Below are 26,365 nucleotides of genomic sequence, written 5' to 3'. Positions count from 1 at the left end.
CTATCAAACGACGAAACCTCTATAACCACATGAATAATCCAAATAAATTAGACTTAACTCATTTTAGCTGTCACGTCATCTGGAGTATCAAAGTCAGAACGAACTGATTGAGACATCACATGTACGGTTCTTAATCCTTGATAGCCCATTTCAACTCGATTTCCGCCATTCTTTTTTGCTTTATACATAGCTGCATCTGCACAACAGAGTAACTGTTTTTCATCCGCACCATGCTCTGGATACAAGGCAATGCCAATACTTGGAAGTATGTACAGCTGCTCATCAACAAGTTCAAAGGGCTGATTCAATGCTTGTAATATTTTTTGAGCCGCCATTAAGGTATTGTGCGCTGAGTCAACACGTTCGAGTAAAATAACAAACTCATCACCGCCAAAACGCGCGACCGTATCAGCGTCTCTCACGCAACTCACTATCCGCTGTGCTGTTTCTTGCAATAATAAGTCACCCACGCTATGGCCAAAGGTGTCATTAATCCATTTAAATTTATCTAAATCCAAATAAAGTAAAGAGAAGTAACTTGACTCTCTATGTGCACGAGATAACGCTTTTTGAAATCTATCGTAGAAGAGCTCTCTATTGGGTAACAACGTCAGTTGATCATAAAGTGCAATATGCTCTAGTCGAGCAAGCATTTGTCGGCGCTCAATGGCAAAGGCAATTTGTGTCGATACAAATTCCAACAGTTCACGGTCTTGGTGCGTGTAAGAAGCAGAATCTGGCTCATTGTGCATCATCAAAGCACCGATAACTCCTTTTTGTAGCTTTAGCGGCACTCCTAGCCAACTTAAACTGCCATTATCAAGCCCTTCCTGCATCATCTCAGGATAGTCAGCTAAGCACGTTGGGCAAATTAATAAAGATTCTGCACTGTGGATGACTTGTGCGGTAAAGATACTAAAACGACTAATATCAATATATGTATTTTCTTGAGCCGTCACTTTATAGGGGAAACTGAGCTCGTTTAAATCTTGATCATACAATGCGATAGCAAAATTTGTTGCCGGTAAAAGTTTAGCAATAATCTCGTGAATACGACGATAGAGGGCAAGGAGATCTTCTGCAACATGCACAGCTTCAGAAATCTCATATAAGGCCGCTTGCCTGCGCTCTGCATTTCTGCTTTTAGTGATATCTCTGGCAACGGCTACGCGCTGTTGATAAGCATCAGACCAGCGGGCAGACCATAGAATATCGATAACAACACCATCTTTGCGCACATAGCGGTTTTCAAAATCGACTTTAAATCGACCTGCCATAATTTCATTAGCCGTTACAAGGGTGCGCTCTCTATCCTCAGGTAAGACAAGCTCAAGCATTTGCATGCCAACCATTTCTTCTGGGGTATAACCAAAAATACGCTCGGCACCAGCACTGACAAACTCAAATCGTCCCGTCTTATCAACAACACAAATAGCATCTAAAAGAAGATCGATAAAATTACTTAAGGAAGTGTAGCCATCATTATTCACACAAGGCTCCAATTAATATCGATAACCAACTAGGTCTAATAATAAACATAAATCATACTATTAGAGTAGGTTAATTCTCTAAAACGTTCCATGATAGTTCGACTTAACTTAAACTAAATTCACAACAACCCGAACAGAATGCAATGATAGCAGCGTGCATAAGGGCTCGTTTAATCTCAGATGAAATGATGTCGGCACCATACCTAAAGTGATAGCCTCGCACTATAGTCGATATGTACATTCCCTAAACGCTAACCAGACTGAAGGAATCTATTTTTGGAACAACGCTTTTCTTCACCCCATAATCCGACGAGTTTACGCCTTGGGCTTGCCATGTGGTCACATCCACATTGGCAAGAGAGTATTTATGGGCAAGGGATAAAGCAGGCTGAAAGGCTCGCACGCTATGCGACTATGTTTAATACTGTAGAAGGTAATACCAGTTTTTATGCTACGCCAGCACAGAAAACCGTACTGAATTGGCACAGTGCCACACCCGATGATTTTCGCTTTACTTTTAAGCTACCGCAAACGATTACACACCAAAAGTTATTGCAATATTGCGCCCAAGAATTGAAGGACTTCTTTGACGTAATGGCGCCATTAATCGATAAAACTGGCATGTGGAAAATTCAACTCCCAGCACATTTTGGCCCAGCGTTACTCCCCGTACTTAAACAATTTTTAGCGCAAGTCCCACAGGGGCTTACCTATGGTGTCGAAGTACGGCATCCCGCCTTTTTCGCTAAGGGTGATGCAGAGCGGGAACTGAATCGATTGTTAATAGAAAAGAAAGCCAATCGTATCATCATGGACAGTCGCCCACTGTTTGCCCTGCCACCGCATAACGCCGCCATTATCGATGCTCATAATAAAAAACCTCGGGTACCCGTGCATGCTATCGCGACCGCCAATCATCCTGTCGTGCGTTTTATCGGGCAACCTGACGATGCCGTAGCGCAACTATCACAGCAAGGTGTGAGTGCTTTACCCAAAGATAACGATGTCTTTTTCGATAATTGGTTAGCCCAACTGCCGCAGTGGCTTAAAGAAGGACGAGAGCCCTATCTATTTATCCATACGCCCGATAATCACCACGCACCCGAACTCGCGATTCGTTTATATCAAAAACTGCGCAGCCAAATTGCTGCGCAAATTCAACTCGCCGAGATAAACCTGCTTGAGAAAAAAACTGAACAAACCAGCACACAGATGGGACTTATTTGGTAAACGTCACAACCGAAACGCAAAGCGCCAACCCAGATAATGGTGTTGGCGCTTAGTATTGAACGAGATAATGGGGTAAGTGAACTAGCCAAAAAGTGTATTGGCGAGGATAAACACTCCAGCAGCAAGCAGCATAGTAATGGGTAACGTAAGTATCCAGGCAAGCATGATTTGTTTAATCGTTTGACTCTGTAAACCTGAGCGGTTTGCAACCATAGTACCGGCTACGGCAGAGGATAAAATATGCGTCGTCGATACTGGCATCCCCGTTAAACTTGCAATTCCAATCGAGGCCGCGGCGGTCACCTGCGCAGCAATACCTTGGCTATAAGTCATACTCGATGAGCCAATTTTTTCTCCAACGGTATAAACGATGCGTCGCCAGCCTACTAAGGTGCCACAACCCAGCGCTGTCGCAATGGCTATAATCACCCAAAGGGGCGCATATTCCGTCGTTTTAGTGAGATCTTGGCGCCACTTAGCTAATGAACGTAAATCTTTAGCCGGCAGATCTAATTTCGATACCTGGCGAGCAGTATCATCAATACAGAGTAATAATCGTCGCACTTCTCGTCGCTCTTCTATGCTCATGTCTTTATAAGTAGAAGCGTTAGCTAAGCGGCGATCGAGCAGCGACATCGCGGGCAATACGTTGACCGAAGAGCAATGGACCAGCATATTTTCAGGCGGATTTACCGGAGCATTAAAGTCGATCATCTCAGCGATAACCGCTTGATTGCGATCGTAAATCGCCATAATGCGTCTATTCGCATCTTGCGTTTTTTCTAAATCGTAGGCTTGGCTACCCATATCCAAAGCGAAATAAGCTGGCGCAACACAAATAAGCACCAGCATCACTAAGCCAATGCCTTTCTGCCCATCGTTAGAACCATGGGCAAAACTTACGCCCATAGCAGAGACAATCAAACTTACCCTTGCCCAAAACGGCGGATGTTTTTTGCCATTAACCTGCATCTGTTCATCGGGAGTGCGGTGAATTTTATGTTTTTTCCAGATCAATTTCATCACGAGTAGAAATATTGCGGCCATCACAAACCCTAACGTAGGAGAAATGATTAAGGACAACATGATCTGTGATGCTTTAGAAAGATTAATGCCTTGTAGAATAGGTAGATGGTTCATCCATGCAAATGCTCCACCCACGCCCATAATCGAGCCAATCAAGGTATGAGAACTCGATGCCGGAATGCCAAAATACCAAGTGCCTAAGTTCCAGATAATGGCCGAAAACAACAGCGAAAACACCATCAATAAACCTTGACTAGAATCCATACCCAGCAAGGAGTCTACCGGGAGCAAATGCACTATCGCATAAGCAACGCCTAAGCCGCCTAACAACACACCAGCAAAGTTACACAATGCAGAAGAAACAACAGCGAGGTTTGCCGGCATAGCCTTGGTATAAATAACCGTCGCAACAGCATTAGCCGTATCGTGAAAGCCATTAATAAATTCGTATGCCAATACAAAAAGTACTGCAAGCACTAATCCCACTGACCAAGCAAAACCGAGTGTAGTGAACATCTCAAACATAAAATACTGACCCTAGGTGATAACGGCTACAGATTACGCCCAAGTTTGGCTTCTGTTACAGTGATAAATTGTTTAGATCGCCAAAAAGTGAATTAGACCCCAATAATTCAGCGCTAAACTTGCAATTGAACAGAGTCGCTCTACACCATAAACCGTAACGCTACTGCCCAAATAAAAACGCCAGCTGACTTAGCTGACGTTTTAGGGTAATCATAGACTAATTATTTACTGCAGATGACCTGCGTTATGCAGTTCACGGTCATCTTGAGCCGGTGGGCTCCATTGATACATCCATGTCTCAGACAACGGCTGACCATCAACTTCTAAATAGACGCGTAAATTAATCGGCTCAAGGCTGTCCTCTGGTGGCACTACGTCAAACATCGCGCGGTAACCATTGATAGACGCCAATGGGCGTGCAGATTCAATTTCTACTTTGCCTGCAGAGGTACTAATCACAGCTTTAACTTGGGTGTTTTTACCAATCATAGGTAAAGTACCGCCGGCAAAATCAACCACAAAACGCTTACTGTAGTATTTGCGTTTCTGGCCAACGACACCGCCAATGCCAGTGAAGGTATCGACAACACGGGCACGAGGTGATTGAACCGGTGGAATGCCGCCCCAATACATGTTGTAGCTATACAGCAGTTCTTGCCCTGGTAAAATCGGCTCTGCCGGATTCCAGAAAGCCACGATATTATCGAAGGTTTCATCCAGTGTTGGAATTTCAACTAACTGCACCGAACCTTTACCCCAACTACTGGTAGGCTCAATCCACAAACTGGGGCGTTTATCATAAAACACGCCATCGTCTTGGTAATGATCAAAGTTACGGTCACGTTGCAGTAAACCAAAACCTTTAGGGTTTTCATCGCTGTAGGCATTGAATCGCAGATTTTCTGGATTACCTAACGGACGCCAAATCCATTCACCGTTACCCGTATGCATGGCTAAGCCATCAGTATCATGGATTTCTGGACGCCAATCATAACCCGTGCGGCGATCATTCTCACCCACCATAAACATACTGGTCAGTGGCGCCACGCCTAAACGTTCAATCGCTTTACGTGGATAGACAGCCACATCAACTTTCATTTTTAAGCGTTCACCCGGCTCAATATCAAAACGATAAGCACCCGTTACACTCGGTGAGTCTAACAAGGCATATACTGTGGTGATATTTGACCCTGGTTTAGGTTTTTCTAACCAAAAGTTGGTGAACATTGGGAATTCTTCAGGCTTAGGCAACGCCGTATCGACCGCTAAACCACGCGCCGATAAACCATATTGCATCTCTTGGCCCACGGCGCGGAAATAACTGGCACCGAGGAAAGCCACGATATCGCGCTCCCAATCTGTATTGAATTGCATACGGAAACCCGCAAATCCAAGATCTTTAGGTAACTGACTGCCTTTGACCTTTGATTTACCGTAATCAAACATGGAAGACGAATACTCGATTGGCTTCGCCTTGCCATCGTTCAACTCATAAATATGAATTGGCGTGTCGAAATACAGACCAAGGTGGAATAGCTCTGCGCGAAACTGCGACTCTTGATCACGCCACAATGCGGCTTTTTTCTTGAAATGAAATTGTTGGTAATCATCCCAGCTCATACCCTGAAGACTTTTAGGCACTTCGCCTTTATGGCTCTCATAGGGTTGTGATGCCATAGTTCGGGCATAACCTTTAAGCCAAGCATAACTAAACTCTTCACCTTCTGGCGATGCTTGTTTGCTCGCAGCGCAAGCTGAAAGACTCAGTAATACACTACAGGTTAACAATACGCTGCCAACCATACGCTGCAAACGGCCGCGACGACTAGAGGATTGAGCTTCAATCGACGATGCAGTCATCATCGATTGTGGGTAAACATTTTTTTGTTCGGGAAATAAGTTGGGTAGCATAAGCAGACTCTGAATTGGTGTAACTTCCTGACACTTCTCTGCAAGTTTAACTAATTTGCAGCGATGGCCCTATGGAGAACTGTTGATGACAGCGGTAACAATACAGCTATCGGCAACAATTCGCCAGAATCTAACATACTTTCTATTGAATGGAATATGTCATGTTAGCTATTTTCAATGGTAATCCTTATTTATGAAAATATGATTAACAAACTTAACGCTTTTTCACTACACAAATGCGCAACGAACATAAACCTCCATCCCGTAATTAAGTAACTTGCCATCAGCCTCGGTATGGAAACACCGCTATTTTTCTTTGGCTTGAACCTACAATATAGGTAGAAGGCAATCCGAGGTGGGGTACTAAAAAGAGTTGCTTTAGTACCTATGAAAAAAAGTAAGGGCTGCAAATGCAGCCCTTACTTATACTCGGTCAGTTATTGAATAGATTAATTGAATCCATTCATCTGAAGCCTACTTAGCCTCGGCTAGTGGCTTACGTCTGTTATGCGCAATAATTAATGCGACTAGACAGATAACCCCAACAGCAATACCGACTGGTTGACTCAAAGGTTGTGGTAAACCAAAACCAATACCCGCAGTCATGATATAAGACACTGTCACACTAGTACCGCCAATCGCAGGTAAGCTAACAATCCAGTGGAAAGTACCACGATCAAATAAATATTTAGTTGCTAGCCACAAGACACTGGTCGACAACAGCATGTTTGAGAAGGCAAAGTAACGCCAAATCAATGTGAAATCGATTTTAGTCATAAAATAGGCAATGGTCAGAATTGGTACTGCCACGAATAAGCGATTTCGCATGCTCTGTGGAATATTAAATGCGTCGATAATGGTTAATCGTAGCGATCTAAACGCGGTATCACCCGAGGTTATAGGGAACACTGCCACTGCAAGAATTGCCATCACACCACCAAATACGCCAAGGTATGAGGTTGCAACCTGGTTAACGATTAATCCTGGGCCGCCTTGGTCAAGTATGGCTTTAAGTTCAACATAGCCACCTGGGAATGCTGCAATACCAGCGATAGCCCATACACACGCCACTACACCTTCAGCCACCATAGCGCCATAATACACAGGGCGAACATATTTTTCGTTAGTTAAGCAACGGGCCATAATAGGCGCTTGAGTTGAGTGGAAACCACTAATCGCACCACAAGTAATAGTTACAAATAGCAGCGGCCATACTGGTAAACCATCAGGGTTTGGTGCCAGTAAATCGTTGTTGTAATGACTGTGATCAAAATAAGCGAATATATCGCCAATTTCTGGCAACTGAGGCGCATTCATTAATAATGCGACCGCAATTGATGTGGTCATAACGATCATCAGTAAACCGAATGCGGGATATAACTTAGTGATAATTTTGTCAATTGGCAGCATAGTAGCAAAAAAGTAATAGGCTAAAATGACTAACACCCAAAAGGTATTATTACTAAAAATAGTATCTTTAAAAAAGTCAAGATTACTTAGTAATCCTGCTGGGCTCATAATGAAAACAACGCCCACAAAAAACAACAACATGGCGGTAAATAACAGCATCACACCTTTAAAGTAGATATTAAAATAATGGCCTGCAATTTCTGGCAAACTTTTACCATCTTCTTTAATACTCAGCACACCAGAAAAGTAATCGTGTACTGCACCACCGATAATATTACCTAGCACAATCCACACTAACGCGATGGGTCCATATAGTGCACCCAGAATAGGACCGAAAATAGGTCCTATTCCTGCGATGTTAAGAAACTGGATTAAAAACGCTTTTGCGGGATGAACTGGCACATAATCGACGCCATCTTCGAATTTTGCCTGTGGCGTCAGTGCTTTTGGGTCGATGCCCGCTTGACGTTCGACAAAGGGACTATAAAACTTGTACGCGAGCACAAGAAGTGCGATACAAATAAAGAAAATTAACATTATTTAATCCATGCTTTATTATGAAGTTATTTAATGTAGAGTTTCATTGAGTTAGACACCTAGGTCAAGCAACAGGGCACTAGACTAAGGTCGAGTAGATTATTTGAAACCGCCGCGCCAATGGCTTTTAACCTAAAAGCATTTGAAAAATAGTGCACCATACTGTTTAACAATCCCTCCCACGAAAGACTGACGCTCAGTATTTGTGCAAAGGAGCTTAATCAATATAGCTAATGACCTTCTGCCGCGAAGATATTCTCCAGCGGTTCTTCTACCGTGACACCAATTCCCTATGCTTACCTAAGTCACTCATCGCCTATAAATGTATTAAAAAACAAAAACCAGCCGTTGGCTGGTTTTTTACATCGCATTCATATCTGCAATCGTGGACAAGAGCCACCGATTCACTGCAGAGCATATAAACCCAAACAGCGATAGCTAACTTGGGTTATCCGACAGCCTTACGCCTGTGGGCGCATGGCTGGGAACAAGATCACGTCGCGAATTGTGTGGGTGTTAGTGAACAACATCACTAAACGGTCAATACCAATACCTTGACCTGCCGTTGGTGGCAAACCGTGCTCTAGTGCAGTGATATAGTCAGCATCGTAGAACATAGCTTCATCATCACCAGCATCTTTAGCATCAACCTGTGCTTTAAAGCGTTTATCTTGATCTTCGGCATCGTTCAGCTCGCTAAAGCCGTTAGCCACTTCGCGGCCACCGATGAAAAACTCAAAACGGTCAGTGATGAAATGGTTGTTATCGTTACGACGCGCCAATGGTGAAATATCTGCTGGATAGCCAGTGATAAAGGTAGGCTGCATTAATTGCCCTTCAGCTGTTTCACCGAAGATTTCTTCAAGCAACTGACCACAAGTCCAGAACTTCTCAATTTTCATGCCTAAGCTTTTCGCTAAATCGCGCATGAACTCAACATCTTTCACTTGTTCATAGGTCATAGCTTGGATAGTGGCATTATCAGGATTGTATTTCTGAATTGCTTCTAACATGCTTAAACGCGCGTATGGACCGCCAAAATCAACCGTGTGCTCACCGTACGGCATTTGCGCACTGCCGAGCAATTCAATCGCAATTGAGCTGAGCATTTCTTCGGTTAAGTCCATTAAATCATTGTAATCAGCGTAAGCCATATAGAATTCCATCATAGTGAATTCAGGATTATGGCGTGGCGATAGACCTTCGTTACGGAAGTTACGATTGATTTCGAACACCCGCTCAAACCCCCCCACCACTAAACGCTTCAGATATAATTCTGGTGCGATACGCAGATACATTGGCATGTCTAAGGCATTATGATGAGTGACAAAAGGACGGGCCGAAGCACCACCTGGGATCACGTGCATCATAGGGGTTTCAACTTCCATGAAGTCTTTTTTGATCATGAAGTTACGGATTGCAGAAACCACTTTAGAACGCATAATAAAGGCATTACGCGAATCTTCGTTAACAATCAAATCAACGTAACGCTGACGGTAACGCATTTCTTGATCGGCAAGACCATAATAATCTGCAGGCAATGGACGCAGTGCCTTGGTCAGTAACTCGTACTGTTCCATGTTGACGTATAAATCGCCTTTACCAGATAAATGCAGCTGGCCCGTCACACCGATAATATCGCCGATATCTAGACCTTGGTAACGCTCTTTCAAATCGCCCTGTACACTCTTTTCAGCATAAGCTTGAATACGGCCAGATACGTCTTGGATCACTAAAAAAGGACCACGTTTGGCCATGATACGGCCGGCGATGCTGGTCTTAAAACCTAAGGCTTCAAGTTCTTCTTTCGTCTTATGGCCATACAACTCTTGCAGTTGCGCCGCTTTATGAGTGCGACGGAACGTATTAGGATGTGCATTAGCACTGCAGTTTGGGCGAATGCTATCTAGCTTAGCACGGCGCTCGGCGATCAGTTTGTTCTCGTCTATTACTTGTTCAGTCATCTTAATTTCTCGTCTATAGCTTGAATTAATTACAGCCCAGATTTCAAACTGGCTTCGATAAACTTGTCCAGATCACCATCGAGCACCGCCTGCGTGTTACGGGTCTCAACGCCTGTACGTAAGTCTTTAATACGGGCATCGTCTAATACATAAGAGCGAATTTGGCTACCCCAACCGATATCAGACTTTGCATCTTCAGCAGCTTGCTTATCCGCATTTTGCTTATGCATTTCTAACTCAAACAGCTTGGCTTTCAACTGTTTCATCGCAGCGTCTTTGTTTTTATGCTGAGAACGGTCGTTTTGACACTGCACGACGGTGTTCGTCGGTAAGTGAGTAATACGAATGGCTGATTCCGTTTTGTTAACGTGCTGACCACCCGCGCCAGATGCGCGGTAAGTATCAATCCGTAGATCCGATGGATTGATATCAATGGTGATATCGTCATCGATTTCTGGATAAACAAATACTGAGCAAAATGAGGTATGACGACGACCCGATGAGTCAAATGGCGATTTGCGCACTAAACGGTGTACGCCTGTTTCGGTACGTAACCAACCAAAGGCGTATTCGCCAGTAAATTTAATGGTCGCGCCTTTAATACCAGCGACATCACCATCGGTGACTTCCATTAATTCAGGGCTAAAACCATGGGCATCGCCCCAACGTAGATACATACGCAGTACCATGTTGGCCCAATCTTGGGCTTCTGTACCGCCACTGCCAGACTGAATGTCTAAATAACAGTTTGACGCATCTTGCGGGCCGGAGAACATACGGCGGAACTCAAGATCAGCAAGGCGACTTTCGAGATAATCCAACTCTTTACTGGTTTCATTGAAGGTATCTTCGTCTTCCTCTTCAATAGCAAGCTCAAGTAAGCCTTCAACATCTTCAAGACCTGAGTCCATATCGTCGATAGTTTTAACTACAGCTTCTAAACCGGCGCGTTCTTTGCCTAAGGCTTGGGCGCGCTCAGGGTCGTTCCATACTTCTGAACTTTCAAGCTCACGGGTCACTTCTTCTAGACGCTCACTTTTGGCATCGTAGTCAAAGATACCCCCTAAGAAGCTGCGTGCGCTCGGCAAGCTCCTTAATTTTGAATTTTACGGGATTAACTTCAAACATGAATTTTCTACTTTCTTTATTTGGCCGCTTTAATTGATTTCCCACTAAAAGAGGCGATGATTAACAGTATCTATAACCGCACATTTTAACCTAACACAGCGGGTAAACCTAGTGGGGCACTGTTCATAAAATGGGATAACACCGATTATTTCTAAGCATTAAGCCACATTAGCGAAAAGGGCTAAATCAACTTAACCTTAATCTTTAATGCAAGGCAAATGAACTGAACGCCTCCTCCTACTCAAACTCATATTCAATTAACGTGAGTTTATAACGCAGAGCTAACGCTGTCGGGGTTCTGAGGCGATGCATTGTTTAGTTAACTCGGAATAAACTCTGTGTCTCTACAGGTTAGTTAGACTTTCAGTAGAATAGAGACTCACTCCCGAATTCAACTCCGATTTATGCACTCAAACGGCAGCATGGAAGCTACTGATAAATGACTATTAAAAAAAGCCAAATAAAAACGGGAGACATAAAATCTCCCGTTATTGGTTAAGATTGATTCTATGTTAAATCTTAAACTGTCCCACCAACTTACCTAAGTGAATACCTTCCTCTGAGACTGTCAGGCTCACTCTAGCGGCATCTTCGCTGGAATGAAGCAGCTCATTCACAATCTCTTGAATTGCATACACGTTGCGGTTAATTTCCTCAGTCACTGAGCTTTGCTCTGTCGCCGCAGCCGCAATCTGGGTACTCATATCATTAATCGCCGTCACGGCAGATGTCACTGAACCTAAACTTTCTGAAATCGTACGAGAAGAATCCACCGAACGTACACAGCTTTGCTGGCTCTCTTCCATCGCTTTAACGGCCTGCGCCACTAACTTATGTAGTGCCGACAACATCTCGTTGATTTCTAAGGTGCTTGCTTGAGTTCGGCTCGCTAAGTTACGCACTTCATCGGCCACCACAGCAAAACCGCGGCCTTGTTCGCCAGCGCGAGCGGCTTCGATAGCGGCGTTTAATGCCAAGAGGTTGGTCTGCTCAGCAATACCGCCAATCACCGACAACACACTGTTGATTTTTTGCGATTGCTCACTCAAAGATTGAATGCTACCCGCCGCATTATTTATTTGCGACATTAACGAGGCAATCTCTTCTAGCGAAGCATCAACACAGCGCTGGGCATTGGCCACATCACCCGTAGCGGCATGGGTCGCTTCAGCCACTTGAGTGGTATTTTTAGCCACTTCGTTAGCGGTAGATGACATTTCAGTAATAGCAGTCACTACTTGGTCGGTTTCATTGTTATGACTCACCAACTGACTTGACATCACTTTAGTTTGGTTGTGAATCGCATTAGCGGCATCTTTTACACGGGATGTTGCACTGGCGACATCCCCAATAATCGTTTGGAGTTTATCGACAAAAAGATTAAAGGATTGCCCCAATTGCGCAATTTCATCCTCGCCTTTTACGCTAAGTCGCTTGGTTAAGTCTCCCTCTCCCTTTGCGATATCATTTAAGTTATCCGCCATATTCTTAATTGGCAATACCATGCGATGGGCCGCTATCATGATAATGAAACCAGTAATCATGGTCAGTAACAATGCGATGACTAAAATGGTAAAGGATTTATCAGCCATTTTTGCTGCCGCTGTCGCTCGATAATCCTCAACAACCGCCTCAATATCATCAATGTAAGCTCCTGTACCTAACATCCATTCAGTACTTGGCACCATCATCACGTAGCTTATTTTCTCAATCTGCTCATTGGTATTGGGTTTTTGGTAATAATAGGAAAAACTACCATCACCACGTTTAGCGGCGTCCAGCAAGCCAACAATAATTTTAGTGCCGCGAGGATCGGTCATATCCATCTTATTTTGCCCCTCAAGATTGGGCATCGTGGCATGAAAAATACTTTTTCCTTGAGAATCATAAATAAAAAAGTAACCAGCACTGCCAAAACGTACATCCCTTAATGCTTGATTTACATCACCTTGTTCTTTTAACGACAGTTGATAACTAACAATCCCAGCGGCAATTTCAGTGGCTTCTTTAATTTGTTGTTTACGCTCATCAACCAGCTTAGTTCTGAAGGTCGCGACAGTATCAGTAAGCGCATCTTCCTCGATATAATATGATACCGACATCAATACCAGTAACGCTAAGATCAACGGAAATAGCGATAACATCAGTAATTTGTTGCGCAAACTAAAATTCGACATACCTAAATACTCCAAAGGAATACAACTTATATTTTTTGGAGTATAGCTAAAATTGATACATACCGATGCATTTTAGTTAACAGATTATTAATTTTACTCAGAAAATTTCCTTTAATTATAAATTAGAATGAATGCAGTAACATTCCGCTCAGACTAAAACCGACTACCAGTAATAACATCGATGGTTTAAATAACTTTAAGGCACCAAAACCGAGTAATACTAAAGCCATATCCTTGCCCGAAAATACTACTTGGGAAAAAACCGGCTGATAAAGCGCCGCGGCGAGTAACCCCACAACACAGGCATTCACTCCCGCGATAGCGCCAGCAATTTTAGGTTTTGCCGCAATGGCATGCCAGCTTTTTAGGGCCACCAGCATCAATAAAAAGCCCGGTAAAAAAATGGCAACGGTCGCAATCGCAGCGCCCTTCAATGGGCTATCGAGCAACATCTCAGCGCCTAAAAAGCTGGCAAAGGTAAACATAGGTCCAGGCACTGCTTGGGCAAAGGCATAACCTGTTAGAAAGCGATCACCACTGAGCGTATCGCCCACTGCCGTTTCTAACAGCGGCAGTACAACATGCCCGCCGCCAAACACTAAACTCCCCACACGGTAAAACTTACCAAATATCCACGCCTCTGGCCCAAGCGGCACGATAAAAAAACTACCGATGAGTAACACTAAAAACAGCAATAAATAGATGTAGTTCAATCGAATCGGCGCAAATGGAGTCGCATCATCTTGCGTCGCGCTCAATTTATAAATACCCACAGTCGCAGCAACGAGTAACAGCGCCATTTGTGTCCACATAAATGGTGCCATCAACATAGCTACAGCACTGGCTAACATTAATAAACGCGCGGTTTGACGTTGGCAAAACTGTGTAAACATGGCAATAACAGCATCGGCAACCACAACGACTGCCATCAATTTAAGCCCGTAAATCATTCCTTGAACGTAATGGTTAGCGAGCCATGCGGCCGTCGTTACTGCCAGTAAATACATCAAGATAAAGGAAGGTAGCGTAAAACCAGCAAAGGCAGCAAGCGCCCCCACCAGCCCGCCTCTTTGATAACCAATGGCAAAGCCCACTTGGCTCGAACCTGGTCCGGGTATAAATTGGCTTAAGGCAACCAAACTGGCATAACGCTTATCATCGAGCCAACCGAGTTCGTTGACAAAAGTATGCCGAAAATAACCAATATGCGCCGCAGGCCCGCCAAAACTCATTAAGCCCAAGGTAAAAAAGCGTAGGAAAATCTGTAGCATAAAATGCCGCCCATCAATGCTTAAAGTACTTAAGATTATGCCACTAAAAAGACATTATGATGAAGTATCGCGCGAGCAATGTTGATAAACGTAAGGCAAGAGGCTCCACACGGCAGAGCCCTTAAGATGATTAACTGGAACGAAAAGATTAATAAAATAAACCGGTACAGTAAGTTAGCTTAAAATAGAGAAGCAATAAAACATCAGTTTCTCACTAACAGGGCTAACACTTCAAAATGATCCGTATGCGGGAATAAATCAAATAACTGCACTTTGGTTAAGTGATAACCTCTAATGTGCTCGAGATCTTTGGCTAAGGTTTTAGGATTACAGCTTGAATAGAGAATCGCTTTAGGGGAAAACTCGCTTAAGGACTGACACAACGCCTCACCAATACCACGCCGCGGTGGATTCACAATAATCAAATCGGGCTTTTCGGCAGCGCTTTTGCCCTTAGCAAAGTCGGTGGAATCAAGCGCCATAAATTGCATATTTTTAAGCCCCATCATTTGCGCTGACATTTGTGCGCAGGCAATCGCCTCGGCTTCAATTTCAATTCCGGTCAACTTGATATCTTTCGATGCACAGTGCAGTCCAAAACCGCCCACACCACAGAACAAATCCCATAATGAGTCAGGGGAAAACTCGGCAACCCATTCTCTGGCTGTTTGATACAGCTTTGCCGCTACCTGCGGATTAGTCTGAAAAAAACTTTTAGGCCTGATAAACAAAGGCACATGATTAAAGCGCTCTTCGAGGCGGGTATTCTCGGTTAAAAAAATCTCTTCCTCACCTTCGAGAATTGCCATATGAACGGGCTGGATATTAACTGACACCACTTTGATCTGTGGATATTCCGCAAGTAATGTTGGCAATTCACGTTCGATACGTTCGATACCATTGGTAGAGCGTAAAACAAAACGTAGCAAATACTCGCCGCGCACTTGGCTTCGGGTGAGCAGAATAAATTTAAGTTCGCCCTTAGCTTTATCGACGCGGTAAGGAGGAATGCCTGCCTGCTGCACAAATCGGGTTAAGCGGTGTAATAACTTTTGCATATCAGTGGGATATAATAGGCAGTCGCAAAGATTAACGGCTTCGCCATTTGGGCTAATAATCCCTAACACTGGCGCATGGGCAGCACCTAAGGCCACCATTTTAGCCTTATTACGAAAGCCACTGTCATCGCTAATAATGGGAGGCTGAAAAATATCAGCGGCATTGACAGGAATAAAAGGTGCGAGTAATTGCTGTAATATTTGGCTTTTAGCCGCCACTTGCTGCGCCATAGGCAATTGAATATGTCGGCAAGAAAGACACTGGCCTTGATTAAAATAATCACATTGTTTGACGGTATTAACAATGACAGTGTTCACGGTGGCAGCACTCACAAAAAATCCTAGGTATCAGTAAAAAGCGCCATACTGTAGCGGTTTTACGGATAAAAATCACCTTGAAGCGCACTCAAATCCGCATCAAGCACACAATTTATGACGTATTCAAGATAAGGTGAGTTTATTCACATCGGCAATCGATACTCGCTTACCAATGGCCTTTTCAATCCATTCAAGCACTTCTGCCGAGGTACTACGAAAAGTGGTTAACTTACCGCCGTACAAACTGAGTATTCGGGGATGGGAAATCGATGTCTGCATCAGGGTATCCCGCGGCCGTTCAAAGGCTTGGCTATTTTGCTTAGGCAAGACTCGAATACCACAGAAGGTTTGGCTTATCTTTGCTTTAAGTGCATCGAACTCTGGCGCTAGCGGAAAGTAATGTTTATAAATCCCCAGCAGATAATTAATTTCAGACTCGGTCGCCTCGGGTGGTTTATCCAAAGAAGCCAGTTCAGTTTCTGTGGTGCCAACCAAAGTTTGCCCATACCAAGGCATCACAAAAATGACTCGCTTATCAAAACAAGACTCTAAATACAAGATGCCATCAGGCGCAGGAATATCCAGTAGCACATGGGCGCCTTGCACCCAATCGAGTTCAACCCCCGCCAGCGGAGGTAACACTTTACTCAAAACCGTATTCACCCAAGGGCCAGCTGCATTAATCACTAATTTAGCTTCGGCTTTGTGGGTCTCGCCTCGATGGTTAAAACTCAGCTCGCAGCCCTCGCGCCTATGCGTTAATGCTACCAACTCAGCATCTGCATAAACCTCAGCGCCAAGCGCTTGTGCGCTACGTGCGACGGCTTGTGTTAACAATTTATCGTCGGTCTGCGCATCCCAATACTGAAATACCGCCTTTAATCCTATGAGTTTTAGCCCGGTTAAGCGGTGCCAATGTACAGCGGGTAATGATACAAATTGTCCTAAGGGATCAAACTGGCTTAGCAGCGCATATAAACTCAGCCCAGCACGTATGGTCAAAGGACTGCGCTGACTGTTGTCATATACGGGAATATAAAACGGCACAGCTTTAACCAGAGTGGGCGCCAGATCGAGCAAATGACGTCGTTCAAGTAAGGATTTACGGACTAAATTAATTTGACCTGTTTCTAAGTAACGCAAACCGCCGTGGATAAGTTTGCTGGAATTAGCCGACGTTTGGCCACCAATCTCGCCTTTTTCGACCAACAGAGTGGAATAGCCGGCTGCAGCCGCATATTGTGCAATGCCGACACCGCTAATCCCTCCGCCAACAATCGCTATATCGAAACAGGCCATAACTCACTCTCGCTCACGTTTAATAGACGGTCGACCTACTGAGCCTCACCATACAGTGAGGCTCAACCATACAGGCAATCAGGCTTAATCGAACAGTTCATAAGCGTTAATATGTCAATAAGTGAGTCTTAGATCAAATATCTGAAGCAGTAGGCGCATCAGCACTAGCTTGTAATTGCTTAAGTGTTTGATCGCAAATAGCCTTTAAGGCTTTTAACTCGCTCGCCTCACCCCCTACTTTGCAACGCATTAAATGGGGGACTTCGCTTGCCAGTGTTTTGAGAGTAAACCCAGCTGGGGTTAAGGCTAGCACTCTCACTCGTTCATCCTGTTCGCTGCGGCCACGAGTCACTAATCCCTTAGCTTCTAAACGTTTTAGCAATGGCGTTAACGTGCCTGAATCGAGAAAAAGTTTATCGCCTAAGGTTTTAACATTGATCCCCTGCTCTTCCCACAGCACTAGCATGACCAAATACTGCGGATAGGTTAAATCTAATTTATCCAACAAAGGACGATAGGCCCGCACCATCGCATTCGCAGCGCTATAAAGTGAGAAACAGACTTGATTTTCAAGACATAACGCATCATCTGTGCTGGCATGTTTGGTTATATCGACAGAATTAACACGAACATTGGACTGGGTTGTTGTCATAGGAAGATCCGACACATTAACTATGTTGTGCACAATATACTTGCATTCACACTGAAGATCGAATTATAGTTTACCACAATTGAATTGCGCACAACCAAAATTAATCCTTAACCTTAAAAGGTCGATACTATGAAAACACTTTATGAAACACGCGCCACAGCTAGAGCCGGTCGCCAGGGTCAAGTCAGTACTGATGATGGTTTACTCGATGTCGCGTTGGCCTATCCAAAGGCCATGGGGGGAAGTGGACTTGCTACTAACCCAGAACAGCTATTTGCCGCAGGTTATGCAGCCTGTTTCTCAAATGCGATTTTACATGTAGCCAAAATAGACAAAGTGGATATTACCGAAGCTCCAGTGAGTGCAAATGTAGGCATAGGTGCCAATGATGCCGGTGGTTTTGCATTAGCGGTTGCCTTAGAGGTCAGCTTAGATTTACCGCTAGAGGCGGCTGAAGCTTTAGTGCGTCATGCACATCAAGTTTGCCCATACTCAAACGCAACACGTAATAATATCGACGTTAAGCTCAGCGTAAATGGCGTAGCGTTAGGTTAACCCTATCGTCTATAAACATTGATCTAACCAGCAATAAAGCACCTTAGGGTGCTTTATTTTTATGACACTATAAAGAGTTAAGCTGGTGAGTACAGCCTAACTCGTGGCCCCCGAAGTGCGCAACGCACTACCACAGCTAAAGATAAACTTGTTTCAGTTCCCAAAAAATGGTTATTCGCGAGTTAACTAACACTTCTTCATATCTAATTTAAGCAAACTGATTGATTTAAGTAGAGTAAGAGTTAACCAAATCGTGTGACGATACTTAAACCCACTATGAGTGGGAGGCACTATGACAAAATACCTATCGAAATTATCCCTCTGTTTCTCACTGTTATTGCTCGTTACCTTTTCTATCCCAAGTTGGGCCGAGATAGCGTCGTCAGACACAACAGATCAAACATGGCATTATGTGAATGAACAGGGTGAGCTTAAAATTAAGCTATATTTCTTTTGGTCAAAAACCTGTCCCCATTGTGCAGAAGCTCATCCTTTTATTGATTCCTTACCACAAAAATACCCTTGGATAGAGCTCGTATCCCATAAAGTGTCCGACACCGGCGTGCAGGATATTTGGCAGAACATCGCCGCCAAAACCAGCACAGAAGCGCGTTCTGTGCCCTATATGGCCAGTTGTGAAAAAGCGATTATCGGTTACTCAAGTGCCGCGGTGACCGGGGAGTTCTTAGTCAATCGCCTGAAGAATTGTTATTTATCCCTTGGCGGTAAATTAAGCGAAGTAGACTTACCAACTAAGGGATTGGCCAATACAGCCCAAAACGCAGCAGCGGATGCACCACTCTTTGGTACTTGTGGCACCGATACTGGCGACGGTACCTGCGATACAACAAGCATGAATGAGCCAGCTACGCTGTCAAATGACCAATCTGAAGTTCAGCCTGTTGAACTACCCTTAATTGGCGTCGTCACGCCCGAGACCATGTCGCTACCGCTACTTACCCTAGTGCTCGCAGGTGTTGATGCATTTAACCCCTGCGCTTTTTTCGTATTGTTATTTTTATTGTCAATCATGGTCAACGCCAAGAGTCGCGGCCGCATGTTGCTGGTTGGCGGAATTTTCGTGTTCTTCTCAGGCTTTATCTATTTCTTATTTATGACGGCGTGGTTGAACATCTTCCAGTTACTGGGCGCGGGTAGCGATGGTGGCATGATTATCCTAGCTGCGGGTTGCTTAGCCTTGATAGCTGGGGTTATCAACGTCAAGGATTACTTCTTTACTAAGGGAGATGTCACGCTGTCGATGTCGGCAGAAAATCGCACCAGTTTGATCAAGCGTATGGGCAAACTGTCTAACTCCAGCAGCTTAGGCGCGTTACTTATCGGCTCTACCGTATTAGCCATTCTCGCTAATGCCTATGAATTACTCTGTACCGCGGGCTTCCCGATGATCTACACCAGCGTACTGTCTATGCACAATTTACCTGACATTGAACGCTATATGTACCTGGTTTTGTACAATATTGTTTATGTAATACCGCTAGCGATTATTGTTATCGTGTTCAGTGCGACTTTAGGTAAACGCAAACTGACTGAAAAAGAAGGACAAACGCTAAAACTCATGTCAGGTGTGATGATGTGCGGTATGGGGATTGCGCTGGTTATCGACCCAACAGCACTGCAAAATGTGGGGTTGGCACTCGGATTAATCTTTGGTTCACTCGGGATTACCGCGATAATCTTACTGGGTCGAAAATGGTTAGCAACTTATAAAAAGTAATCGAAAATAGGCAAATTAACCTATTATGACTAAAGTAAATATAGGATCCGCCGATAAATGGGCTCAGCTTACAATCGAGGTTAGTTATGTCAATTTCACTGAACACCCAAGCTATCGCACCTAATTTAGAAAATGGTGCAATTGGCGTTAAGGTTGCTCAATTAGCCAAAGAGCAGCAAAAAGCCGAAGGTAAAATTGCGGTAGATTTAATTGCTGCCGCAGCGCCAAAGCCAGTAGGCAATGCAGGCCACAATATCAACACTACGGCCTAATTGTTTGCTTGTTAGCATCAAAAAAGCGCCTCTAATCATAGGGCGCTTTTTTTGCTTATTTGTTGATAGACAGTCAGAGTCATTTAAGAAAAAGCATTACCATTCACATGCATAATGGTAAATGTCCACACTACAAATGCCAGTGGGATATGCACTAAAGCATAAAAACACTGATCGAGTCGTCCCATTCCTTTTGCTAGCCAAATCAAATATAAGTGTATGGTAATCACTAGCGGAAAAAGCACTAACAGCGGATAAAGTGCGACAGGGCTGGCATCTGAAAATAAGCTATGACTTAATAAAGCCCAAACAACCATAGTGGCAGTGGTTAGCGGTGGTGTTGCAATGCGATATTGCTCTGGATAGGGAAACATCCTACGGCCTCTTTTATATCAATCGATAAACTTACGTTTTAGGCTTTCGTGCAATCAACTGTGCTTTATAACTAATAGAAGTGGACTGCGGATCACATAATTGACCTTCAAAGTAATGTAAAGACTGCCAGTTAGCAAACACTGATTTAAGTTCATTTTCAGTCAGTAAGAAATCGGGGTTACGTGGCCTACCTATCTGAGCCTGTTGCGCTGTAAAGGTTTCATAGACTATAACGCCTGTAGCCTTAACCGCATTAATGATTTGCGGCCATAATGGCCGATGCAGATAATTGAACACTAAGACAATATCATAGGCCTCAATTGGCAATAATGGCGCAGCTTCTGCTTCTAAGTCATATTGATATTTGTGGGCATTCACATGCTCAATGTGTGACATACCAGAGAGATCTCTGTCAATAAACGTCACCTCAGCCCCCTGCGCTAAAAACCATAACCCATTGCGTCCAGAACCACAGGCAAGATCAAGCACCTTAAGTCCATCAAAGCATAAGTTAGGCCAAGCAAATTCTGTGATTAATGCTGCCGGCGTTACGGTTGATGCATGAGTGACTGACATCATGATTAGCCCTTAATTTCTTTTTTCGAGTCGATTTGCCGACGGTGCACGATAGAATAGTGCCTCAGCCCCGCTGGGCCGTGGGATACAATCACTGAAAGAAAAACGATCGCAACCAACAGCTCAGGCTTAAAATTTGCCAAAGGTACAAACAAGCTCAGCAAGCCTACTTTGACTATCGTTAACACACCCTTAAGCTGGATAAGCCAGCGCCAATCCCGTACGATTTCCCATAGCATTAATATGCAGCCCGTCGTCATAGCAAGATACCAATAATTGAACCATTGCACTTTATCAACACCCAATAAAATCCCTCCGCCAACACCAATGATGCCTAAAATATGTAATGCCCTTAAACTGGTTTTGCTCAAACGTTGAAACCAAAAACGCTTTTCTGATATAGTTTTTTTTTGCATTATAACTCTTTAAAAATCAATAATATCAATATTGATTTTACTTGGATGTAATGAATCTTGATGAAATTATATTATTAAGAGAACACTCAATAATAAATCATACATATCATTCGCGATGATAAAATCATAATATTTATAAAAACAAAAGGATAATGTTTAACATATTAATCAGCATTTCTTATATTTCACCAAATTATAATTACTCCTCAGAATTTGTTAACTCACGCAAGTTATACCGTATTCGATTAGTGATTAGCCTCAACTACATGTCTATTTTCCATTGTGTTGCACATTTTAAATAAGATATTTCCGCTATAAAAAGGTTATGTGACCTAAACACATATATACCTCTTTAGATAGTGCTAAATTTGCAAATGGAGAATACTCTAAAAGCGCGTGATCTATGTACAATATCACGCCACGATAAATATCCCTTATTTAAGTAGATGAATGTACGGCGGAGGAACTATCATGTTCACAACAAAAATTCAAAAAACAGCACTAGCCATGCTGATCTCTGGTGCAATGGCAGGAACAGCCTATGCAGCTCCAGAAGTGCTAGCTGATTTTCACGGTGAAATGGGCAGTTGCGATAGCTGCCATGTTTCAGACAAAGGTGGCGTCAGCGATGACAATCTTAGCCATGAAAATGCTCAATGCGTTAGCTGTCACGGCGATTTAAAAGAACTGGCCGCCGCCGCACCTAAAGATAAAGTATCACCACATAAATCTCACCTTATAGGCGAAATTGCTTGTACCAGTTGCCATAAAGGTCACGAAAAGTCAGTCACCTATTGCGATGCTTGCCATAGTTTTGACTTCAACATGCCTTACGGTGGTAAATGGGAACGTAAGTTTGTCCCTGTTGATGCCGACAAGGCAGCACAAGATAAAGCCATTGCTGCAGGCGTAAAAGAAACCACTGATGTGGTCGTTATTGGTTCAGGTGGTGCAGGTCTTGCCGCAGCGGTATCAGCCCGTGATGCTGGCGCTAAAGTTATCCTGTTAGAAAAAGAACCAGTTCCAGGGGGGAATACTAAACTTGCTGCAGGTGGAATGAACGCTGCCGAAACCAAGGCACAAGCTAAGTTAAATATTGAAGACAAAAAGCAAATCATGATCGACGACACCATGAAAGGTGGCCGTAACATCAACGATCCTGAACTGGTTAAAGTCCTCGCGAATAACTCTTCTGACTCTATCGATTGGCTAACCTCTATGGGTGCCGATATGACAGACGTTGGCCGTATGGGTGGCGCTAGTGTTAACCGCAGTCACCGTCCAACGGGTGGCGCTGGTGTGGGTGCACATGTGGCACAAGTCCTGTGGGACAACGCCGTTAAGCGCGGTACTGATATCCGTTTAAATAGCCGTGTTGTTCGCATTATTGAAGATGCTAAAGGCAATGTGACTGGTGTACTAGTCAAAGGCGAATACACTGGCTATTACGTCATCAAAGCCGATGCCGTTGTTATTGCTGCCGGTGGTTTTGCCAAAAACAACGATCGCGTAGCTAAATACGATCCTAAGCTAAAAGGCTTTAAAGCCACTAACCACCCAGGCGCAACCGGTGATGGCTTAGACGTAGCTCAGCAAGCTGGCGCAGCCACTCGTGATTTAGAGTTCATTCAAGCTCACCCAACCTATTCACCAGCGGGTGGCGTGATGATTACCGAAGCGGTTCGTGGTAACGGTGCTATTGTGGTTAACCGTGAAGGTAAGCGCTTTATGAATGAAATTACCACCCGTGACAAAGCTTCTGCGGCCATTTTGCAACAAAAAGGTGAAAGTGCTTATCTAGTATTTGATGACTCAATCCGCAAGAGCTTAAAAGCAATTGAAGGTTATGTGCATCTGAATATTGTTAAAGAAGGTAAAACCGTTGAAGAGTTGGCTAAACACCTTAATATTCCTGCTGCTGAACTGGCAAAAACTATCGCTGCCTATAACGGCTTTGTGAAATCTGGTAAAGATGCTCAATTTGAACGTCCTGATTTACCGCGTGAACTTAATGTCGGACCTTTCTACGCATTAGAAATTGCACCCGCTGTTCACCACACTATGGGTGGTGTTGTAATTGATACTAAAGCCGAAGTGAAGAGTGAAAAAACGGGTAAACCCATCCAAGGTCTCTATGCCGCGGGCGAAGTAACTGGAGGCGTTCACGGTGCTAACCGCCTAGGTGGTAACGCAGTATCCGATATCGTCACTTACGGCCGTATTGCCGGTGCTGAAGCGGCTAAATTTGCCAAGGATCACTAGCCCAAAGTTATAAACTAAAGAACATAAAGCTAAATGTCATAATTCATAGCGAGCCATCTTGGCTCGCTTTTTTTATAACCATTAAACAATTGATGACAAAGCTCACTCTTTTAACGGGAGATTTTCTAAGGCTTAGGACAAAAAGCCCTAAGTCACTTACACTCTTTAGCAGATAACACTATCTGCAAACTCGGTAGGAGACTGAAATGAGAATTGGATTTTTTAGCGCAAAACATTACGACATGCAGTATTTTGACCACACTAATACCGCCTTTGGTGCACAAATTGAATATTTTGATTATCGCCTTTGCATGCAAACAGTAAAACTTGCAGAAGGGTTTGAAATTATCTGCGCTTTTGTCAACGACTCACTCTGCGAAGAAGTACTCGTCGAGCTGGCTAAGGGGGGCACTAAAGTGATCGCGATGCGTTGTGCTGGCTTTAACAATGTTGATTTAGTCGCTGCCAAGCGTTTGGGCATGCAAGTCGTTAACGTACCGGCCTATTCCCCTGAGTCTGTTGCTGAACACACAGTCGCATTAATGTTGACTCTCAATCGTAAAATCCATAAAGCCTATCAACGTACCCGCGATGCTAACTTCTCACTTGAAGGTTTAGTCGGCTTTAACATGTTTGGTAAAACCGTCGGTGTGATTGGTACTGGTAAAATCGGTGTAGCAACAATTAAAGTACTCCTTGGCTTTGGCTGCAAAGTCGTCGCAGCGGATCCTTACGTTAATCCAGAAGTGTTAGCGCTCAATGTGGAGTATGAGGATCTTGACACCATTTATGCTAACAGTGACATTATCAGCCTACATTGCCCACTCACAGCCGATAACCATCATCTACTCAATCAAGCCAGTTTCGCCAAAATGAAACCCGGCGTGATGGTGATTAACACTAGCCGCGGTGGCCTGCTAAATGCCTTTGATGCCATGGAAGCGTTAAAAATAGGTCAAATTGGTTCACTTGGCTTAGACGTATATGAAAACGAAAAAGGTTTATTTTTTGAAGATAAATCGAATGAAATCATTCAAGATGATGTATTCCGCCGTTTATCAGCCTGCCATAACGTAATTTTCACGGGGCATCAAGCTTTCCTCACCGAAGAAGCCCTAAGCGCCATTGCCAAAACGACTTTAAGTAACATAAAAGCACTCTCTGCAGGTGAACTATCAGGTAACGAACTGTTTTAACTGACAGACAAAATTCTGACTGCTAAAGTGAGGCTTCACCTTTGAAGCCTCACTTTAGCGGACCTTAATATGTTAGTGATTCAGGAAACTCAGGATATCTTTACGCCCTCAGGGCCAATGCGCACTTATATCTACCGCCCAGAAGCACTGGGAAAATTCCCAAGCATTATCTTTTATTCTGAAATATTTCAACAAACGGCGCCTATCGCGCGCGCAGCTAATATTCTCGCGAGCCACGGTTTTTCGGTCTTAGTCCCCGAAGTATTCCACGAACTCAATCCCATAGGTACAGTGCTAGCCTACGATGAGTCAGGTAAAGATAAAGGTAACGCCGATAAATTTACTAAGCCTTTAGAGCATCATGATAGTGACACTCAAGCACTGGTAGACTTTGCTCTTCAACAAACCTATTGCACCGGCAAAATTGGCAGTATGGGCGTTTGTATCGGCGGGCACTTAGCTTACCGCGCCGCACTCAATCCCATTATACTCGGCGCATTTTGCCTCTATCCAACTGACATCCATTCGAATACCCTACCCTGTGCTTATGGTAATGATTCTCTGAGCCGCAGCGGCGATATTCAAGGGGAATTGGTGCTCGTGTTTGGTAAACAAGACCCCCATGTATCCGCAGAAGGTCGAGTGTTGATTCATCAACGATTAATGGCATTAAATAGCAATGTCACTTGGCTTGAAGTCAATGCACAGCATGCTTTTATGCGTGATGAAGGCGAACGCTACGATGCCGCACTAGCACTGCAAATGTACCTGCAAGCCGTGGCTTTTTTCCAACGAGTTTTACGTTAATTTTGAGAGAATAGAGAAATGTTGACGTCGCAAATAGATGATTCTAAGCGGCGTTTTTTGATAGATAATGACAATCTACTAAACGAAAAAAGCCTCATCTTTCGATGAGGCTTTTGTCTTTATGTTGGCGGAGCGGACGGGACTCGAACCCGCGACCCCCGGCGTGACAGGC

The 26,365-nt window shown here is 43.9% G+C and carries 21 protein-coding genes; 7 read left to right on the top strand and 14 right to left on the bottom strand.

What is annotated here, in order from left to right; genetic code table 11:
* Positions 1–53 precede the first annotated feature (53 nt).
* Positions 54–1,490, bottom strand: coding sequence for a GGDEF domain-containing protein (locus L2717_RS12590; protein WP_220774079.1), 1,437 nt, complete (start codon positions 1,488–1,490; stop codon positions 54–56).
* Positions 1,491–1,766: 276 nt separating this feature from the next.
* Here L2717_RS12590 and L2717_RS12585 point away from each other — a divergent pair, with 276 nt between their 5' ends.
* Positions 1,767–2,720: a DUF72 domain-containing protein gene (locus L2717_RS12585; protein ID WP_487250673.1), complete on the top strand. Its 954-nt coding sequence runs from the start codon at positions 1,767–1,769 to the stop codon at positions 2,718–2,720.
* Between the two features lie 81 nt (positions 2,721–2,801).
* Here L2717_RS12585 and L2717_RS12580 read toward each other — a convergent pair whose 3' ends face one another.
* The 10 genes from L2717_RS12580 to ohrR form a co-directional block, all read right to left on the bottom strand.
* Positions 2,802–4,271 (bottom strand): inorganic phosphate transporter, encoded by a 1,470-nt coding sequence (locus tag L2717_RS12580; protein ID WP_220774080.1) that lies wholly within the window; start codon positions 4,269–4,271, stop codon positions 2,802–2,804.
* A gap of 225 nt (positions 4,272–4,496) precedes the next feature.
* A complete protein-coding gene (locus tag L2717_RS12575) occupies positions 4,497–6,182 on the bottom strand; it encodes an OpgD/OpgG family glucan biosynthesis protein (RefSeq protein WP_220774081.1) in 1,686 nt (561 codons plus the stop codon).
* 474 nt (positions 6,183–6,656) lie between these two features.
* Positions 6,657–8,129: a carbon starvation CstA family protein gene (locus L2717_RS12570; RefSeq protein WP_220774082.1), complete on the bottom strand. Its 1,473-nt coding sequence runs from the start codon at positions 8,127–8,129 to the stop codon at positions 6,657–6,659.
* Positions 8,130–8,590: 461 nt separating this feature from the next.
* Positions 8,591–10,093 (bottom strand): lysine--tRNA ligase, encoded by a 1,503-nt coding sequence (lysS, locus tag L2717_RS12565; protein ID WP_220774083.1) that lies wholly within the window; start codon positions 10,091–10,093, stop codon positions 8,591–8,593.
* A gap of 29 nt (positions 10,094–10,122) precedes the next feature.
* Positions 10,123–11,221 (bottom strand): peptide chain release factor 2 gene (gene prfB, locus L2717_RS12560; protein ID WP_167368899.1). Its coding sequence is split into 2 segments (ribosomal slippage): positions 10,123–11,145 and positions 11,147–11,221, totalling 1,098 coding nucleotides; the frame shifts between segments, so codons are not numbered across the junction.
* A gap of 512 nt (positions 11,222–11,733) precedes the next feature.
* Positions 11,734–13,398: a methyl-accepting chemotaxis protein gene (locus L2717_RS12555; protein WP_220774085.1), complete on the bottom strand. Its 1,665-nt coding sequence runs from the start codon at positions 13,396–13,398 to the stop codon at positions 11,734–11,736.
* Between the two features lie 122 nt (positions 13,399–13,520).
* Positions 13,521–14,669: a chromate efflux transporter gene (gene chrA, locus L2717_RS12550; RefSeq protein ID WP_248938065.1), complete on the bottom strand. Its 1,149-nt coding sequence runs from the start codon at positions 14,667–14,669 to the stop codon at positions 13,521–13,523.
* Between the two features lie 203 nt (positions 14,670–14,872).
* Positions 14,873–16,045, bottom strand: a complete 1,173-nt coding sequence (gene rlmC / locus L2717_RS12545) for a 23S rRNA (uracil(747)-C(5))-methyltransferase RlmC (protein ID WP_220774691.1) — start codon at positions 16,043–16,045, stop codon at positions 14,873–14,875.
* Between the two features lie 123 nt (positions 16,046–16,168).
* On the bottom strand, positions 16,169–17,344 hold the full coding sequence (locus L2717_RS12540; protein ID WP_220774686.1) for a glycerol-3-phosphate dehydrogenase/oxidase: 1,176 nt from the start codon (positions 17,342–17,344) through the stop codon (positions 16,169–16,171).
* Between the two features lie 133 nt (positions 17,345–17,477).
* Positions 17,478–17,996, bottom strand: coding sequence for a transcriptional regulator OhrR (ohrR, locus tag L2717_RS12535; RefSeq protein WP_220774687.1), 519 nt, complete (start codon positions 17,994–17,996; stop codon positions 17,478–17,480).
* 129 nt (positions 17,997–18,125) lie between these two features.
* On the opposite strand from ohrR, the gene L2717_RS12530 reads away from it, so the two are divergent.
* The 3 genes from L2717_RS12530 to L2717_RS12520 all read left to right on the top strand — a co-directional run bounded on the left by L2717_RS12530 (position 18,126) and on the right by L2717_RS12520 (position 20,561).
* A complete protein-coding gene (locus L2717_RS12530) occupies positions 18,126–18,551 on the top strand; it encodes an organic hydroperoxide resistance protein (protein WP_220774688.1) in 426 nt (141 codons plus the stop codon).
* 292 nt (positions 18,552–18,843) lie between these two features.
* Positions 18,844–20,289, top strand: a complete 1,446-nt coding sequence (locus tag L2717_RS12525; RefSeq protein ID WP_220774689.1) for a cytochrome C biosynthesis protein — start codon at positions 18,844–18,846, stop codon at positions 20,287–20,289.
* Positions 20,290–20,375: 86 nt separating this feature from the next.
* Positions 20,376–20,561: a hypothetical protein gene (locus L2717_RS12520; protein WP_028759392.1), complete on the top strand. Its 186-nt coding sequence runs from the start codon at positions 20,376–20,378 to the stop codon at positions 20,559–20,561.
* 83 nt (positions 20,562–20,644) lie between these two features.
* Here L2717_RS12520 and L2717_RS12515 read toward each other — a convergent pair whose 3' ends face one another.
* Genes L2717_RS12515 through L2717_RS12505 form a run of 3 tightly spaced genes read right to left on the bottom strand, consistent with a single transcriptional unit; the run spans position 20,645 to position 21,928 of the window.
* Positions 20,645–20,935 (bottom strand): hypothetical protein, encoded by a 291-nt coding sequence (locus tag L2717_RS12515; protein WP_220774690.1) that lies wholly within the window; start codon positions 20,933–20,935, stop codon positions 20,645–20,647.
* Positions 20,936–20,966: 31 nt separating this feature from the next.
* The gene (locus L2717_RS12510; RefSeq protein WP_220774692.1) at positions 20,967–21,512 is read right to left on the bottom strand and encodes a methyltransferase domain-containing protein; all 546 of its coding nucleotides are present in this window, start codon (positions 21,510–21,512) and stop codon (positions 20,967–20,969) included.
* A gap of 5 nt (positions 21,513–21,517) precedes the next feature.
* Positions 21,518–21,928, bottom strand: a complete 411-nt coding sequence (locus tag L2717_RS12505) for a hypothetical protein (RefSeq protein WP_220774693.1) — start codon at positions 21,926–21,928, stop codon at positions 21,518–21,520.
* A 471-nt stretch (positions 21,929–22,399) separates the two neighbouring features.
* On the opposite strand from L2717_RS12505, the gene fccA reads away from it, so the two are divergent.
* The 3 genes from fccA (at position 22,400) to L2717_RS12490 (ending at position 26,193) form a co-directional block, all read left to right on the top strand.
* Complete coding sequence (gene fccA, locus L2717_RS12500; RefSeq protein ID WP_220774979.1) at positions 22,400–24,190, top strand: fumarate reductase flavoprotein subunit FccA; 1,791 nt, start codon at positions 22,400–22,402, stop codon at positions 24,188–24,190.
* A 206-nt stretch (positions 24,191–24,396) separates the two neighbouring features.
* Positions 24,397–25,386: a 2-hydroxyacid dehydrogenase gene (locus L2717_RS12495; protein ID WP_220774980.1), complete on the top strand. Its 990-nt coding sequence runs from the start codon at positions 24,397–24,399 to the stop codon at positions 25,384–25,386.
* Between the two features lie 69 nt (positions 25,387–25,455).
* Positions 25,456–26,193, top strand: coding sequence for a dienelactone hydrolase family protein (locus L2717_RS12490; protein ID WP_220774981.1), 738 nt, complete (start codon positions 25,456–25,458; stop codon positions 26,191–26,193).
* Positions 26,194–26,365: the final 172 nt, after the last annotated feature.

Source organism: Shewanella glacialipiscicola (assembly GCF_023283485.1).
Taxonomy (GTDB): Bacteria; Pseudomonadota; Gammaproteobacteria; order Enterobacterales; family Shewanellaceae; genus Shewanella; species Shewanella glacialipiscicola.
Note: the sequence above shows the minus strand (reverse complement) of the source record. Positions and strands in the feature narration are given on the sequence as shown.